Here is a 15,343-nt window from a genome sequence, read left to right as displayed (position 1 = left end):
TTACCCGCGCAAGCAAAGGAAGATGCCCCATGGCCCTACTCGCCGATCTGCAAGCCGCTTTCGAACCGGGGCGCGTGGTCGTGCCCGAGCACATCCACAGCCGCCACCGCAGCGATTGGGGCGTGGCCCTGGCCGACGACGAGCAGCCGGCTGCGCTGGTCTATGCCTGCAACGCCGGCGACGTGTCGCGCGCCCTCGAAATCTGCGGGCGCTATGACTGTGCGGTCGTCGCCCAGGGCGGGCTGACCGGCCTGACCGGTGCGGCCACCCCGGTCGACGGCTGTGTAATCGTCAGCCTCGAGCGCATGCGCGCGATCGAGGAGATCGATACCGCCGCCGCCACGATGACCGTCGAGGCCGGCGTGGCCCTGGAGCGCATCCAGCAGGCCGCGGCCGAAGCCGGCTTTTTCTTTCCGCTGGATCGGGGCGCACGTGGCTCCTGTCAGATCGGCGGCAATATCGCGACCAACGCGGGCGGCAACCGGGTACTGCGCTACGGCATGGCCCGCGATCTGGTGCTGGGTCTGGAAGTGGTGCTGGCCGACGGCACGGTGGTGACATCGCTCAACAAGATGCAGAAGAACAACGCCGGCTACGACATCAAGCATCTGTTCATCGGCAGCGAGGGCACCCTGGGCATTATCACGCGGGTGGTATTACGGCTCTTCCCGGCCACCACGAGCGAATGCACCGCGTTGTGTGCGGTATCGGACTACGACGCGGTGCTCGCATTCCTGGCCCATGCGAAAGCGCAGCTCGGGCCGACGCTATCGGCGTTCGAAGTCATGTGGCCGGATTTCTATCGGCTGGCGCTTGAAGCCCACGGCATGCGCCCGCCGCTGGACGAAAACCATAGCGCCTATATCCTGCTCGATACGCTCGGCACCGATACCGAGGCCGATCAGGCCCGCTTTGAAGACACCATTGCCAGCGCGCTCGACCAGGGATTGATCGAGGACGCGGTGCTGGCCCAGTCGCTGGCCGATAGCGAGCGGCTGTGGACACTGCGCGGCCTGGCCGGCGAATTCAGCCGCGTGTTTACGCCGCGTATCGATTTCGATATCAGCGTGCCGATCGGCGATATCGGGGTCTTCATCGAACGCGCACACGCCGGGCTGATCGCACAGTGGCCCAAGGCCCGCGTGCTCGGCTGGGGCCATATCGCCGACAGCAACGTGCATCTGTCGGTCAGCATCGACGAACAGCCGCAACCACTGGAAGCCGTCGAGCGCACCATCTACGCGCTGGTGCGCGAATACGGCGGCTCCATATCCGCCGAACACGGCATCGGCCTGCTCAAGAAACCGTTTCTGGATTATTCCCGCAGTCCGGCCGAGATCGCGCTCATGCAGCGTATGAAACAGGCACTCGACCCGGCCGGCCTGCTCAACCCCGGCAAGGTTCTTTGAACGCGCTTACGCACCGACAACAAACCGTCTAACGCCCGAGCAGCTTGCCGAGCGGACGCAGCTCTTCGATATGATCAAAGGTGACCTTGCAGACCACCAGCAGGGGCACCGCCATGAGCATTCCGGCCACACCCCAGAGCCAGCCCCAGAAGAACAGAGCAAAGAAGACCATCAACGGACTCATCTCGAAACGCTGGCCGTGAATCGCCGGAGTGACGAAATTGCCTTCAAGCACGTTGAGCGCAAACACGGCGGCCGGTGCGGCCAGTACGTGACCGAGCGTATCGAAGGTCGCGAAAGAGGCCAGCGTGATCGCCGCCAGGGAAATCGCCGCACCCGCATAGGGGGCGAAATTGAGCACGCCCACGAGCACGCCCCAGAGCACCGGGTCGGTCAGGCCGATCAGCCATAGCACCAGCGCCACACTGGCACCTAGCAGAATATTGATGCCGGTCACGGTGACGAGATAACGACTTATATCGCTTTGCAGATGCCGCACGATCCGCACCGCATTACGCCGACTTCGACCGCTTCGCGTCATGATCAGCAATTTTCGGAACACGAAGCCGCGCCCGCACAGCATGAAATAGAGCATGATCAGGGTCATGAACAGAATGCCGCCGGTCCATTGCAGGTTGGTCACGATCTGATCACGCAGCGTTTCGTCGTTGATGCTGATCGTTTCGCCCTGATTGGCGGCCTTGCCGATCATCTTGGTCGCGGCTTTCTTGATCTCCTCCGTGCTCTCGTTCATGTCCTGGATCTGCTGCTGCAGCTGAGACGTCTTCTCCTCGAAAGAGGTAAACGCTTCCGGCGCGTGTTTTATCCAGTACTGAGCCGGCCCCATGAGCATGTAGCAGCCGTAGACCACGATTGCGGCGAAGCTGCCGATGAGCAGTAACGCACTGATCCAGCGCGGGATATAGAACCGCTGCATCCGCGTGACCAGCGGCCCGAGTATAAGATTGAAGATCAGCGCCAGCGCCACCGGTATGAAGATGAAACGCGCGAAATAAAGCGTGTAGAGCAGCAGGATGACGAGAATCGCAGTCATGATGAACGAGCGAATCTGAATCGGCCGCTCGAAAAGACGCATCACTTCGCGCTGGTGCGCCTGCTCTTCATCTTGGTGCGTGTCGGACATTAGATCTCCTATCGGCACGCCACGTGCAAACTTCAGCCCGCCAAAGCGCGCTACCCTAGCGGGCACCCTTATTACCCGCTATCCGTAGCGCTGCGTAGTGGAAAGAGACGGTAATCCGGTCTTTATACTCGAGAAGCAGGCGCTGCGACCAATCCGGCGCGGGCCAGGCCCACAGGCGACATCATGACGCTCTATATCGACTATGCCGATGAGATCGAATCGCTGATCGCCAGCGAGGCACTGCCGGCCGGTCAGCGTCTGCCCTCGGTGCGGGAGGTCAGTCGCCGGCGCAAACTCAGCGTCTCCACCGTGCTGCAGGCCTATCGTCTTCTCGAGGCACGCGGACTCATCGATGCCCGCCCGCGATCAGGTTATTACGTCAGCAGCCACGGCGCACAGTATCCACAGCGCCCGCACTCTGCACCGATGGTGACACCCGCCGTCGCGAGTGTTGCGGTCGATCGCAGCGAACTGATCCATGCCGTACTCCACGCCAGTCGTTCACGGGCGTTAATTCCCCTGGGTTCGGCTTTTCCGGATCCGCAGCTCTTCCCGTTCGCACGGTTACGCAGGGCAGTCTACCGCGGCCTGCGCGATATCGACCCGCACCAGAGCGTTGAGGATTTGTCGCCCGGCAACGCCGAGCTGCGACGCCAGATCGCTATCCGTTATCACCTCGACGGGCATACCGTCGATCCCGAAGAGATCGTGATCACCCATGGCGCGCTTGAAGCGCTCAATCTGTGCCTGCAGGCGGTGACCCGCCCCGGCGACACGGTGCTGATCGAATCGCCCACGTTCTATGGCGCACTGCAATCGATCGAACGCCTGGGCCGGCGTGCCATCGAAATACCAAACGACCCGGCGACTGGCCTCGACCTGGCGCGCCTGCGCGACTGCCTGGCCACGCAGCGACCCGCGGCTTGTTGGTTGATGCCGACCTTTCAGAACCCTACGGGCGCGCTGATGTCGGCCGAGAACAAACGCCTGCTGGTCGAACTGCTGTGCGCGCACGAAATACCGCTCATCGAGGACGATGCCTACGCCGAACTCTATTACGGCACGCAACGCCCGCCGCCCGCGCACGCCTTCGATACGACCGGCAATGTGCTGCACTGCGGCACGTTCTCCAAGTGCCTGGCCCCAGGCTATCGGATCGGATGGGCGATGCCCGGGCGTTTTGCAGCGCAGGTACTGCGCTGCAAACTCGAAAGCACACTCGCAGCATCACTACCGGCGCAGGTCGGGCTGGCGCAGTATCTGGGCGGCAGCCACTACGATCGACACTTGTGTGAACTGCGCGCTGAATTACAGACGCGCCGCGACCGCATAATCGACCGCCTCCACCGCCATCTGCCGGCCGATATCGAATTCACCCAGCCAGAAGGCGGCTACGTGTTGTGGCTACGCTTGCCGCCAGACATCGATGCGCGCGAGTTGCATCGCCGGGCGCTCGCGGCGGGCGTCGCCATCGCCCCCGGGGTGCTGTTTTCGACCGGCAATACCTTCGCGGGACATGTACGCCTGAATTACGGTCACCCGAAGACGACCGAGCTGGATGAAGGCATCGCGCGCCTGGGCACGATCATCGATCGCTGGCATGGGCCGGGATCGGCGTCGTCCTACCCCAGATAGGTCAGCGCCAGGTGTACTGCCACATAAAACAGCACGGCGACTATGCCGGTCATCAATAGCGCACAGATGATGAAATGCATGGGTCGGCCGTACGTGAAATCGCGCCGACGTACACGCGAACTCTGCACGCCGAAAAAGGCGCTCGCGACACTGAGCACAACTTGCCACCAGGCCGGCGCACGTTCTGGGTCAGCCGGTGACCGGGGGTTGGACGATCTCATGGGCGTGTCCTGTAACGCATATGCGACCCGCTCATTTTCCTGCGCGCAGACTCGGCTTCACCAGCCACAGTTTCAGCCGCCAATGCATAACAGAAGCCGGTGCGCGGCAACTGTTATGGCTTTTGTGCCGCGACTGTCGCTTGGTCGTTGTGGAGTCTGCACCGATAATGGCGCCCCGACGCAGTTTCTGTTCCGCCCATCTACTCGAGGATGCTGTGACCGTGTCCGTTACCCGGCTTTTCATGATCGGCGTTGTGCTGGTTTCGACGCTGACCGTCGCCACCCAAGTAGCCGCGCACGACGACTCGCAGTCCGCCGATCCGATGGCTCAGCGCGTGGAGGCCTGCACTGCATGCCACGGCGCAGAGGGCGTCGAGCTGGAGGATGGTTACGTACCCCGCATCCACGGCAAGCCGGCCGGCTATCTCTACAACCAGCTGGTGAACTACCAGGCCTACCGGCGGCGCAACCGCAGCATGAACCATATGGTGGCGCATCTCTCGCACGAATATCTGTACGAGATTGCCGATTATTTCGCCGCCCAGCGGGCGCCCTATCCGGCCCCGGCGGCACCGCCGGGGCCCGAGCTCGCCGAGCGTGGCGAACAGCTGGTACACCAAGGCGACGAGCAGGCCGGCGTTCCGGCCTGTGCCGCCTGCCACGGCGACCATCTCACCGGTGTGCAGCCCAACACACCCGGGCTGATCGGGCTGCCACGCCAATACATCATGGCCCAGCTGGGTGCCTGGCAGGTAGGTACGCGGCACGCCGCCGCCCCCGATTGCATGGCCAAGATTACCCAGCGCCTGGACGGTCGTGATGTCGAAGCCGTTGCGGCATGGCTGGCCGCCCAGCCGATACCTGACGATACGCGCCCAGTCGCCAATGCCATCGTCGACCCGCCGCTGGCATGCGGCAGCGTCTCCGCGCCGGAGTCCTGATCGTGTTTCGCAATCGTGTTTTCGTGCTCGCCAGCCTGACCTTGGCACTCGTGACCGGCGCGGCCAGCGCGGCCGATCAAGCGACCGTCGAACGCGGTGAATATCTCGCCCGGCTGGGCAACTGTGCGGGTTGTCATACCGCGCCGGGCGGCGCCGACTATGCCGGCGGACTGGCGCTGGCCAGCGACTACGGCACCTTCGTCACCCCCAATATCACCGCCGACCCGAAAACAGGCATTGGCGACTGGAGCGCGGACGACTTCTATGCAGCGATGCATGACGGCGAACGCGCCGACGGCTCGCCGATGTATCCGGCCTGCCCGTATCCGAACTACACCCATGTACCGCGCGACGATATCGACGCCATCTATGCCTATCTTCGCAGCGTGCCGGCAGTCGAGAAACGTCATGGCGACCACGAGCTAGGCTTTCCCTATCGCTATCGCAGCCTGCTTAATGTCTGGCAGATGTTGTATTTCGACGCCGGCGAAATCGAAAACGCCCCCGACGAGAGCCGCGACTGGAACCGCGGTCGCGAACTGGTGCAGGGGCTGGGCCATTGCGATGCCTGTCATCGCGCACGGGCTCGTCTGGGCGCAACAGACGATGCCGAGGACGCACCCGGGGCCATGATCCACGGCTGGTATGCACCGCCGCTGTCCGACCCGGATCAAGCCGGACTGCAACATCTCGATGTCGCAGAAACCGCTGCCTTTCTACAAAGCGGTAAACGCGAACACGCTGCCATGATGGGACCGATGGCCGACGTGGTCTTCGAAAGCCTGCAATACATGGACGACGACGATGCCCGCGCCATGGCGACCTACCTGAAAGCCATACCGACGGTCTCGGTGGAGTCGCCGCTGCGGTTGATTCGTATGACCGACAACGGCCGACGCCAGGCGATGACACGCGGCAAGGAAATCTATGCCGATCGCTGTGCGGGCTGTCATGGGGACAATGGCGAAGGCCGCGAGGGCGCGCCGGCCCTGGCCGACAACCGCGTCGTCACCATGGATAACCCCATCAATGCCGCCAACATGATTCGCCAGGGCGGTTTCGCCGCCGCGACACAGGGCAACCCGCGCCCGCACGGTATGCCACCGTTCTACGATCTCGACGGCCGTGATCTGGCCGCGATCATGACCTATATCCGCGGCAGTTGGGGCAACGATGCAGCGCCGGTCACCGCCACCAACCTGCAACGCTGACGCCGGTATCTGCACGCAAGCTGAAACGACATACCCGAGCCAATCGTTGATGATATAACATAGCGCTTTTGGCCGAGAAGCGCTCATGAATCAAACAGTTGGCGCCGCGGCGGCGACGTCTTTCGATACCCCGGCTCAAACGGCGGCACGCTCGCGTATCCAGTCCATCGATGCGCTGCGCGGGCTGGCGATGCTATTGATGCTGGTCGATCACGCCCGCGAGTTCTTCTTCCTGCATGCGCAGGTATCGGACCCGATGGACGTGAACGAGGTCACGCCGGCGCTATATCTCTCGCGCCTGGCGGCCCATCTGTGTGCCCCGGTGTTCGTGGCGTTGACCGGTCTGTCGGCCTGGCTTTACGGCGCCCAGCGTAGCCGCGCTGACGTCAGCGCGTTTTTGTTCAAGCGCGGTCTGTTTCTGGTGGTTCTGGAACTTACGCTGGTAAGTTTTGCCTGGACGTTCGCGCTGCCACCGGAAAAACTTTATCTGCAGGTGATCTGGGTGATCGGATTGAGCATGATCGCCCTGGCCGCGCTCGTACACCTGCCGCGCGCTGTGCTGGTAGCGCTGGGCTTGGCGATTGTGCTGGGCCACAACCTACTCGACACCGTCGCGCCGGACGAGTTCGGATATATCGCCTGGACGATCGTGCACGACCGTGGCCTGATCGATCTGCCGCTGGGCATTACGGCCCAGACCTCATATCCCTTGCTGCCCTGGATCGGCGTGATCGCGCTCGGCTATAGCGTGGGGCCGTGGTTTGCGAAGGACCGTGACAGCGGCTCGCGGCAACGCTTGCTCTGTGCGCTGGGTATTGGCCTGCTGGTGGGGTTCGCGGCACTACGTGCCATGAACGGCTACGGCGAGCCAGTGGCCTGGCAGGCGAGCGAGTCCGTGCTGCGTACGGCGATGTCGTTCTTCAATCTGACCAAATATCCGCCGTCGGCGGATTTCGTATTGTTCACGCTGGGGATCGGCACGCTGCTACTGGCCGCGCTTGAGCGTGTGCCCACAACAGCCACGGGCACACTGGCCATATTCGGCGGCGCGCCCCTGTTCTTCTATCTGCTGCACCTGTATGTACTGCATCTGCTTAACCTCGGTGCGTTGTACTACGCGGGCGCCAACCAGGCCAGTCTGTTCAGCGTGCCGAACATGGGCTATGTCTGGCTGATCGCGATCCTGCTTACGCCGCCGCTGGGCCTGGCCTGTGCCTGGTTCGGCCGGCTCAAACGGCGTTCGCCACAGCCGTGGATGCGTTATCTGTAGACACAAAAAAGCCGCCACGGGCCATCGGCCGGTGGCGGCTTTTCCGTACGGCGACTAGCTCGCCAGCGCGGTCAGTCCGCCACGCTGGCCGGTGTCGTCTTCTTCGCGCGAGAGATTGAGCGCGGCAATAATCGCCTTGAGCGCCGCACTCACCGTATCGCTGTCTTCGGCGACCGCCGGGATACGCAGGGTATCCTTGCGCAGCTGCACGAAGGCGATGGCATCGGCATCGCTGCCGGCCGATAGCGCATGTTCGGAGTAATCCGCTACCGCGATCTCTTCGCCGGTGTGCGCATGCCAGGCATCGATGAACGCCGACAGCGGCCCGTTGCCGTGGCCCTGCAGCTCGATACGCTGACGGCCGTCCGAAAGCGTGACATCCAGTGTCTGGCGGTCGTCGCCACGCCGCAGGCCATAGTCGACCAACGACAACGGCGCCTGGCGGGAGAAATTCTCGAACAGCAGTTCGCGGATACGTCCGCTGGAAAGCTCACCGGAGACGCGTTCGCTTTCAGCCTGCACATGCGGGGCGAGCGAAAGCATCATCCAACGCGGCAGGTTGATGCCGAAATCGCGCTCCAGCAAAAACGCCATACCGCCCTTGCCGGACTGGCTATTGACCCGGATCACGGCCTGATAGTCGCGGCCGATATCACGCGGGTCGATCGGCAGATAGGCCACCTGCCAGTGTTCGTCCTCACCCTGCTTGCGCAACGATTTGCGAATCGCGTCCTGATGGCTACCGGAAAACGCGGTATACACCAGCTCGCCCACCCAGGGATGGCGCGGGTGCAGTGGAATGCCCGTGCATTCGTGCACCACGCGGATGATTTCGTCCGGGTCGGACAGGTCCAGTTCGGGGTCGATGCCCTGGCCGTAGAGATTCATGGCCAGGATCACGATATCCATATTGCCGGTGCGCTCGCCGTTGCCCAGCAGCGTGCCTTCCACACGCTCCGCACCCGCCAGCATGGCCAGCTCGGCCGCGGCCACCGCGCCGCCGCGATCGTTATGCGTATGCACGGACACGATCACGCTGTCGCGATTCTTCACGTTCTGGCAGAAATACTCAATCTGATCGGCATGGTGATGCGGGCCGGCCAGTTCCACCGTATTGGGCAGATTGAAGATGATCTTGTCATCCGGCGTGGGCTGCCAGACATCCATGACCGCTTCGCAGATGCGTACCGAAAACTCGACCTCGGTCGAGGAAAAGCTTTCCGGCGAATATTCCAGCCGCCAGTGCACGCCGGGACGCTTCTGGGCGTTTTCCTTGACCCGCTGCGCGCCCTTCACGGCGATATCGATAATGCCGTCTTCGTCCAGCTCGAACACGCGCTCGCGCTGTACCGTGGATGTGGAGTTGTAGAGGTGGATGATGGCCTTGTTCACGCCCTCCAGCGATTCGAAGGTGCGATCAATCAGATGATCGCGCGACTGCGTGAGCGCGGCGATCGTCACATCCTCGGGAATCTGGTTTTCGTCGATCAGCCAGCGCACGAAGTCGTAGTCCGGCTGGCTGGCAGACGGAAAGCCCACCATGATCTCCTTGATGCCGACATCGATCAGCAGCTTCCAGAGGCGCTGTTTCTGTTCCACCGTCATCGGCTCGAGCAGCGCCTGATTGCCATCACGCAGGTCTTCGCTCACCCAGATGGGGGCTTTTTCGAGATCGCGGTCCGGCCAGGTACGGTTGAAGGCCGGCACCCTAGGGGCTGCGCGATATTTGCGGTGGTCGAAACGGCTCATGGTCTGTCCTCGGCTGATCGAGTTGGCATTGCGACATCGGCGCGATGCCGCGTTGCCATAGTTTAGCGCGCCCGCTCGGGCACAGGATTGCCAAAAACGTGTTGTTATCGCATGATTCGCAATTTCCTGCTAATAATAATACCGATACTATTATTTAGTTGCGCGACATGAAGAGCAGTAGCGAACACGTGGAGCTGGACCGGTTCGATCGCCAGATCGTCGAACTGCTGCAGGCCGATGGCCGTATCAGCAATCAGGCCCTGGCCGAGGCGGTGAATCTGTCGCCGTCACCGTGCCTGCGCCGGGTGCGCGCGCTTGAAGAGGCCGGCGTGATCACCGGCTATCACGCCCGCGTCAACGATCGCGCGCTCGGCTACGGCCTGACCGCGCTGCTGCTCATTTCCATGGACAAGCACACGCCGGAACGCTTCGAACATTTCGAGGCCCGGGTCGCGGCCTTGCCCGAAGTTCAGGAATGCCTGTTGATCACCGGCCAGGAAGCCGACTATCAGCTACGAATTGCCGTAACCGATATGGACGATTACCAGCGCCTGCTGCTGGAACACATCACACGGATCGAAGGCGTATCCGGCGTGCATTCGAGCTTCGTACTGCGGCGCGTACTCCACGACCGGGTCTTGCCGCCGCGCTAGGGCCACTGGTTTTCAGCGCCCCCAATCCCCTATATTCGTGTTCAGTCGGCGTACGGCGGTAAAAGCGCATCGTCTCGTCGGCGCAACTACCCAGGAGTAATATATGAACCGATCCACAATCGCTGGCCTGCTGGCTTTGACCGTGTTTTCGCTGAGCTTTCTCGCTGCCTGCACTAACACTGTGCACGGCGCCGGTGAAGACATCGAGAAAGCCGGCCAAGAAGTACAGAAGAAAACCGACGACTGAGCAAGCAGTAACGCGAACAGGCCATCCGATCGGGCGCCGGGTCTTCCCAGCGTCCGATCCGGACTCATGCTGCGTACACGACGCATATTCCCGGTACACTGACCGATTGCACTCGTTTTTCACCCAATCGGCGCCCTGCGCATGGATAGCGAAAATCTGTTTCACTGGATTGGCGAAAAGCTCGGCGCCGCCATCCGTTTCATCGTCGATGCCCTCAGTTGGCTGTTCGACAATCTCTACGGCGCGATCGACAGCTTCGTACGTGGATTGACCGGCGCACTGGGGATCAACGCCTCGATTTTCAGCCTGCTGATTCTGGTCATCGGTGTGGCGATGCTCTATGCCGCCGTCCGCGCGCTTATGCGCCGTGCGCCGGTGGCGACCGTGCTATGGACGGTGCTCGGCGTTATCGTACTCAGTTGGCTGATTCATTGACCGGGCTCGCTCATAGCGGCGCGATTTCGCCGTTGAAGCGTAGATAACCCACCCGGTTGCGGCCGTTGCCCTTGGCCTGGTAGAGCATACGATCGGCCTCGCGCAGTACCGCCGATGTCGGCGCGCTGGCGTGCTCGGCATCGACATGACACAGACCGACACTGACGGTCACCCACGATCCCACTGGCGACTGGTCGTGCGCGATGTGCGCATGCTCGACGACTTCGCGCACCGATTCGGCCAACGCATATGCCTGCTCGGGACCGCAATCCATCCATAGCAACAGGAATTCCTCGCCGCCGTACCGGCCGCAAAAATCCAGCGGACGCCGTGCATGATGGGCCAACGCATCGGCGACCTTCTGCAACGCGATATCGCCGTGCTGATGGCCGTAGTAATTGTTATAAGCGCCGAAAGCATCGATATCGATCATGGCCACGGCGTAGGACTTCTTCTCGCGCTGGGCATAGTCATGGGCATTTTCCAGCGCGTTTTCCAGCGCATGGCGATTGAGCAGCCCGGTCAGACGATCCAGACGCGCCGTATAGCGCAGCAGCGTGCCGGTAAGCCATGTCCAGCGGATGGTGTATTCGGAGGAATACCCCGCGATCACCGCCACCACGAAAAGCAAGGCCGTAGTGTAGCGGCCGTAGGCCGCATCGATTGTGACGAACCAGGCTTCGACCATGAAGACCACGGCCGCCACGAAGGCCAACAAAGCCAGCTGTATCCAGAACCGGATGCGTGACAGGCACAACATGGCGACCGCCGAAGCACCGATCAGCTCCAGGGGCAATTGAAATCCGGCCTGCGCATAAACCACGCGCAGGCTGAGCAGACTCGCCGACATCACGACAAACATCAGCGCCGTGCCGAGCTCCATGGCCGCAGACGTCGGCACACGTAGACACAGGAACAGGCACAGAAAAATCATGGGTGCCATGACGCTGACCTGGATGAAACGCGTCGCGCCAACCAGTTCATAGGGGACATCGAGCCAGCGCACATCGATCAGCGCGCAACTGAACACGCCGGCAAGCGCGAAAAAGATGAGGCCGGCACGGCTCAGACGACTGGAATGGCGCAGATAATCGTGAAAATCACGTTCAAGCGGACGCAGGAAGCGCAGCCCCACAAAGCCGCGGTCGATCTGGCGCTGAATCAGGCGTGTCGGGGGGCTTTTGGTTGCATCATTGGGCTGCATCCCGTCTACGAGATTCGGATTGTGCAAATCGGTCGTCGACGATTTCATCACTCCCCCGCGATACGCAAACCGCACCGCTACGATATTGGGCTGCGCGCCTACGACGCGAAACCGGAAATAACCCGACCACGTACGCCATACAACCAGTAGCGGCAGCCAAGACAATAAGTACAGCGATATGACGCGTAGACACTACTTTATACAGGGCGGCGGGCGCGGACTCGGCCTGGCGCTGGTCGAGCGGCTGCTTGCGCGCGATGAACGGGCTCAGGTTATCGTGGCTGTGCGGGCCCCGGAAAGCGCCGAACCATTGCGCAGGCTTATCGAACGCGAAGGCGAAGAACGTGTGCAGATCGTCGCACTCGATCTGACCGACGAATCCAGCATCGCCGCTGCGCGCCGCCACGTCGGCGAGCTTACCGAACGCCTCGATCTGCTCATGACCTGTGCCGGGCTGCTGCACGACGACAGCGGTCTATGGCCGGAGAAACGGCTCGCCGATATCGATCCGGCGAATCTTGCCCGTTCGTTCGCGGTGAATGCCACCGGCCCGCTGCTCATGATCAAGCATTTTCACGACCTGCTCACCCACGGCGACCGAGCCGTGATCGCCAGCCTGTCGGCGCGCGTGGGATCGATTTCGGATAACGGGCGCGGCGGCTGGTACGCCTATCGCGCCAGCAAGGCGGCACAAAACCAGTTCACCCGCACCGCCGCAATCGAACTGCGCCGGCACTCGAAACAGTTGATCTGCGTGGGCCTGCATCCGGGCACGGTCGATACCGGGCTGTCCGAGCCCTTTCAACACAACGTGCCCGCCAAGCAACTGCAAAGCGCGGCGACCGCAGCGGGTCATCTGCTGGACGTGATCGCGAAACTCTCGCCCGAAGACAGCGGCCAGATATTCGACTGGGCGGGTGAGGTCATCGCGCCCTAAAGGCTCGTCGCGCGGCCTTTTACTTGCGATAAAAACTGTTTATCCATACAGTTTCGCCATGCCGCATCGTCCGATTTATCACAAAAGCCGAGGCGCATTGACCAACCCGGTCTCGCGCTTCGCTAGCGCCCATGCCGAGGATTTCGACGACGGCTGGCAGACGCTCGATCTGGAAGATATCGAGCGGCCGCCAACCCGTCTGCATCATGACCCCGCGCGGCGCGTGATCAGCCGCAACAGCTCCCCGGATGTACCGTTCGATGCATCGATCAATCCTTACAAGGGCTGCAGTCATGGCTGTATTTACTGCTTTGCGCGGCCGACGCACGAATATATCGACCATTCCGCCGGGCTGGATTTCGAAACCGAGATCTACTACAAGACCGATGCCGCCGAACGCTTCGAGGCCGAACTGCGTGCGCCAAACTATCGCTGCGAGCCGATTACGCTGGGCGCCAATACCGATCCCTATCAGCCCGACGAAAAACAGCTCGGCGTGACCCGCTCGCTACTGGAAGTCGCACTACGCTACAACCAGCCGCTCTCCATCATCACCAAAGGCAGTCTGATCGATCGCGATCTGGATCTGCTCGCCACCCTGGCCGAGCACAATCTGGTGAGCGTGATGATGAGCCTGACCAGCCTCGACCCGGCTATAAAACGCAGCCTGGAACCACGCGCGGCCGGGCCGAAACAGCGGTTACGCTCGATTCGCGCACTCGCCGACGCCGGCGTGCCGGTGGGCATGCTCGTCGCCCCTGTCATCCCTGCGATCACCGACCACGAGCTCGAAGCGCTCATCGACCAAGGCGCGGCAGCCGGCGCCCAGACCGCCGGCTATGTGCTGCTGCGCCTACCGCACGGCATCGCGAACCTGTTTCGTGAGTGGCTGGATACCCACTACCCGCAGCGGGCGGCCCATGTGATGAGTCTGATTCAGCAGATGCACGGAGGCCGCGACTACGATTCGAGCTGGGGCACGCGCATGCGCGGCAGCGGCGTATATGCCCAGCTTATCGCGCGGCGCTTCGAACTGGCTTGCCGGCGTGCCGGCATCGGCGCGCGCCGACGTATCGCGCTCGACAGCAGCCGCTTCTGCCGCCCGCCTGCCACGGGCGACCAGGGGGCATTCGATTTCGGCTAGCGCGGGCCGTGCACCCCGCGCCTAATCCGTGCGCTCGTCGTTATCGCCGTGCACGAGCTCGGCGATCCATTCCACGAATGATGGCAGCAGCCGGGGCGGTAGGTCGTGGCCCATGCCTTCGACTTCTTCGTAGCGCACGTTCGGCAGATGCCGTGCCGTATCGCGGCCGTGCTTGACCGGCAACAGCGGATCGGCCTTGCCGTGGATGACCAAGGCCGGCTGTGTGATCTCGCGCAACATCTCGACACGCGACGGCGCGGCCATGACGGCCAGCATCTGGCGTCGACTGCCGGCCGGGCGATAGCTGCGCTTGACGTTACGCCGGATTTCGCTGGTCCAGTCTTCGAGGCTGCGCCCATAATCGGGACTGCCGATCATGCGCATGGTCTTGGCCATATGCCGGGCGACGGTGTCCGGATCGTTGTTGCGCGGCGCCTTGCCCAGCCGCATGAGCACTTTCATGCGCCCGCGCGGCAGCCGGCGCGCGCCCGAGGTCGACATGATCGAGGTCAGTGTCAGCACGCGTTTCGGATGTCGCGCTGTGACCAGCTGCGCAATCATGCCGCCCATGGACGCGCCCACCAGATGCGCCTGCTCGATACCGAGCGCGTCCATCAGAGCCACCGTGTCGGCGGCCATGTCGTCGAGCGTATAGGCGGTCCGAATACGCCGGCCGAACAACGACTTCATGAACGCAGTACGCGCGCCGTCGTAGCGCGGACCGCGGCTGCCCAGCTGGCTTGACAGCCCGATATCGCGGTTGTCGAAACGGATCACGCGCAGACCCGTATCGGCTAACGCGCGGCAGAATGCATCGGGCCAGCCGGTGAGCTGCGTGCCCAGGCCCATGATGAGCAACAGCGCAGGATGCTCATCGCGGCCGAACTGCTCGTAGGCCAGCTCCAGGCCGTTGGCCTCGACACGATCGCTGAAGTCGGCGCCGTCCAGCGCCGGGGCGAGAAACTCTGTCATCAAATGTCCTTGCCGTAACGCCATGTCGCTCGCCGTGCGAAACGCGCCGCGGCGAGGAAAACGGCATTTTACGGAACTCTCTCATCCAGCGTCGCACGCATGAGCAATTTTGCCGGTCGGCAACGACCGCTTGCGACGGCTACAATCAGAGCCTGTAGTTCGCTGCCGCAA

General features: G+C 62.4%; 15 protein-coding genes. 10 read left to right on the top strand and 5 right to left on the bottom strand.

Annotation, left to right across the window (positions count from 1 at the left end; all coding sequences use genetic code 11):
* Window positions 1-29 precede the first annotated feature (29 nt).
* Window positions 30-1,409 (top strand): FAD-binding oxidoreductase, encoded by a 1,380-nt coding sequence (locus tag SSPSH_RS02575; protein WP_006914180.1) that lies wholly within the window; start codon window positions 30-32, stop codon window positions 1,407-1,409.
* 28 nt (window positions 1,410-1,437) lie between these two features.
* Here the strand turns inward: SSPSH_RS02575 and SSPSH_RS02570 are convergent, their stop codons facing one another.
* Window positions 1,438-2,553, bottom strand: a complete 1,116-nt coding sequence (locus SSPSH_RS02570; protein WP_006914181.1) for an AI-2E family transporter — start codon at window positions 2,551-2,553, stop codon at window positions 1,438-1,440.
* A 183-nt stretch (window positions 2,554-2,736) separates the two neighbouring features.
* On the opposite strand from SSPSH_RS02570, the gene SSPSH_RS02565 reads away from it, so the two are divergent.
* Window positions 2,737-4,188 (top strand): aminotransferase-like domain-containing protein, encoded by a 1,452-nt coding sequence (locus SSPSH_RS02565; protein ID WP_006914182.1) that lies wholly within the window; start codon window positions 2,737-2,739, stop codon window positions 4,186-4,188.
* Here SSPSH_RS02565 and SSPSH_RS18290 read toward each other — a convergent pair.
* On the bottom strand, window positions 4,176-4,409 hold the full coding sequence (locus SSPSH_RS18290) for a DUF2970 domain-containing protein (RefSeq protein WP_021031325.1): 234 nt from the start codon (window positions 4,407-4,409) through the stop codon (window positions 4,176-4,178). The two genes, SSPSH_RS02565 and SSPSH_RS18290, sit on opposite strands and share 13 nt — an antisense overlap.
* A 215-nt stretch (window positions 4,410-4,624) precedes the next feature.
* On the opposite strand from SSPSH_RS18290, the gene SSPSH_RS02555 reads away from it, so the two are divergent.
* The 3 genes from SSPSH_RS02555 to SSPSH_RS02545 all read left to right on the top strand — a co-directional run bounded on the left by SSPSH_RS02555 (window position 4,625) and on the right by SSPSH_RS02545 (window position 7,831).
* Complete coding sequence (locus SSPSH_RS02555; RefSeq protein ID WP_202962113.1) at window positions 4,625-5,350, top strand: c-type cytochrome; 726 nt, start codon at window positions 4,625-4,627, stop codon at window positions 5,348-5,350.
* Window positions 5,351-5,352: 2 nt separating this feature from the next.
* Complete coding sequence (locus tag SSPSH_RS02550) at window positions 5,353-6,561, top strand: cytochrome c (RefSeq protein ID WP_021031324.1); 1,209 nt, start codon at window positions 5,353-5,355, stop codon at window positions 6,559-6,561.
* Window positions 6,562-6,646: 85 nt separating this feature from the next.
* Entirely contained in the window at window positions 6,647-7,831 is a 1,185-nt protein-coding gene (locus SSPSH_RS02545; protein ID WP_006914186.1) for an acetyltransferase domain-containing protein, read from the top strand.
* A gap of 54 nt (window positions 7,832-7,885) precedes the next feature.
* On the opposite strand, the gene SSPSH_RS02540 is transcribed toward SSPSH_RS02545, so the two are convergent.
* Window positions 7,886-9,580 carry a 2-isopropylmalate synthase gene (locus SSPSH_RS02540; RefSeq protein ID WP_021031323.1) on the bottom strand — a complete coding sequence of 565 codons (1,695 nt, stop codon included), beginning with the start codon at window positions 9,578-9,580 and terminating at the stop codon, window positions 7,886-7,888.
* Between the two features lie 188 nt (window positions 9,581-9,768).
* Here SSPSH_RS02540 and SSPSH_RS02535 point away from each other — a divergent pair, with 188 nt between their 5' ends.
* The 3 genes from SSPSH_RS02535 to SSPSH_RS02530 all read left to right on the top strand — a co-directional run bounded on the left by SSPSH_RS02535 (window position 9,769) and on the right by SSPSH_RS02530 (window position 10,915).
* Window positions 9,769-10,233, top strand: a complete 465-nt coding sequence (locus SSPSH_RS02535; RefSeq protein ID WP_006914188.1) for an Lrp/AsnC ligand binding domain-containing protein — start codon at window positions 9,769-9,771, stop codon at window positions 10,231-10,233.
* Between the two features lie 103 nt (window positions 10,234-10,336).
* Window positions 10,337-10,480, top strand: coding sequence for an entericidin A/B family lipoprotein (locus SSPSH_RS18285; RefSeq protein ID WP_006914189.1), 144 nt, complete (start codon window positions 10,337-10,339; stop codon window positions 10,478-10,480).
* A gap of 141 nt (window positions 10,481-10,621) precedes the next feature.
* Window positions 10,622-10,915, top strand: coding sequence for a hypothetical protein (locus SSPSH_RS02530; protein ID WP_006914190.1), 294 nt, complete (start codon window positions 10,622-10,624; stop codon window positions 10,913-10,915).
* A gap of 10 nt (window positions 10,916-10,925) precedes the next feature.
* Here SSPSH_RS02530 and SSPSH_RS02525 read toward each other — a convergent pair whose 3' ends face one another.
* Entirely contained in the window at window positions 10,926-12,167 is a 1,242-nt protein-coding gene (locus SSPSH_RS02525) for a GGDEF domain-containing protein (RefSeq protein ID WP_006914191.1), read from the bottom strand.
* A 130-nt stretch (window positions 12,168-12,297) separates the two neighbouring features.
* Between SSPSH_RS02525 and SSPSH_RS02520 the strand changes: the two genes are divergently transcribed.
* Window positions 12,298-13,056, top strand: a complete 759-nt coding sequence (locus SSPSH_RS02520) for an SDR family oxidoreductase (RefSeq protein WP_006914192.1) — start codon at window positions 12,298-12,300, stop codon at window positions 13,054-13,056.
* A 58-nt stretch (window positions 13,057-13,114) separates the two neighbouring features.
* Window positions 13,115-14,200 carry a PA0069 family radical SAM protein gene (locus SSPSH_RS02515; RefSeq protein WP_006914193.1) on the top strand — a complete coding sequence of 362 codons (1,086 nt, stop codon included), beginning with the start codon at window positions 13,115-13,117 and terminating at the stop codon, window positions 14,198-14,200.
* 21 nt (window positions 14,201-14,221) lie between these two features.
* Here the strand turns inward: SSPSH_RS02515 and SSPSH_RS02510 are convergent, their stop codons facing one another.
* Complete coding sequence (locus SSPSH_RS02510) at window positions 14,222-15,172, bottom strand: alpha/beta fold hydrolase (RefSeq protein WP_006914194.1); 951 nt, start codon at window positions 15,170-15,172, stop codon at window positions 14,222-14,224.
* Window positions 15,173-15,343: the final 171 nt, after the last annotated feature.

This window comes from Salinisphaera shabanensis E1L3A (assembly GCF_000215955.2).
In the GTDB taxonomy this organism is placed as follows: domain Bacteria; phylum Pseudomonadota; class Gammaproteobacteria; order Nevskiales; family Salinisphaeraceae; genus Salinisphaera; species Salinisphaera shabanensis.
Note: the sequence above shows the minus strand (reverse complement) of the source record. Positions and strands in the feature narration are given on the sequence as shown.

Bases quoted from the DNA above. Each gene is read 5' to 3' on its own strand.
- SSPSH_RS02525 (WP_006914191.1), bottom strand. From the start codon at position 12,167: ATGAAATCGTCGACGACCGATTTGCACAATCCGAATCTCGTAGACGGG.
- SSPSH_RS18285 (WP_006914189.1), top strand. From the start codon at position 10,337: ATGAACCGATCCACAATCGCTGGCCTGCTGGCTTTGACCGTGTTTTCG.
- SSPSH_RS02540 (WP_021031323.1), bottom strand. From the start codon at position 9,580: ATGAGCCGTTTCGACCACCGCAAATATCGCGCAGCCCCTAGGGTGCCG.
- SSPSH_RS02530 (WP_006914190.1), top strand. From the start codon at position 10,622: ATGGATAGCGAAAATCTGTTTCACTGGATTGGCGAAAAGCTCGGCGCC.
- SSPSH_RS02545 (WP_006914186.1), top strand. From the start codon at position 6,647: ATGAATCAAACAGTTGGCGCCGCGGCGGCGACGTCTTTCGATACCCCG.
- SSPSH_RS02520 (WP_006914192.1), top strand. From the start codon at position 12,298: ATGACGCGTAGACACTACTTTATACAGGGCGGCGGGCGCGGACTCGGC.
- SSPSH_RS02565 (WP_006914182.1), top strand. From the start codon at position 2,737: ATGACGCTCTATATCGACTATGCCGATGAGATCGAATCGCTGATCGCC.
- SSPSH_RS02570 (WP_006914181.1), bottom strand. From the start codon at position 2,553: ATGTCCGACACGCACCAAGATGAAGAGCAGGCGCACCAGCGCGAAGTG.
- SSPSH_RS02515 (WP_006914193.1), top strand. From the start codon at position 13,115: ATGCCGCATCGTCCGATTTATCACAAAAGCCGAGGCGCATTGACCAAC.
- SSPSH_RS02575 (WP_006914180.1), top strand. From the start codon at position 30: ATGGCCCTACTCGCCGATCTGCAAGCCGCTTTCGAACCGGGGCGCGTG.
- SSPSH_RS18290 (WP_021031325.1), bottom strand. From the start codon at position 4,409: ATGAGATCGTCCAACCCCCGGTCACCGGCTGACCCAGAACGTGCGCCG.
- SSPSH_RS02510 (WP_006914194.1), bottom strand. From the start codon at position 15,172: ATGACAGAGTTTCTCGCCCCGGCGCTGGACGGCGCCGACTTCAGCGAT.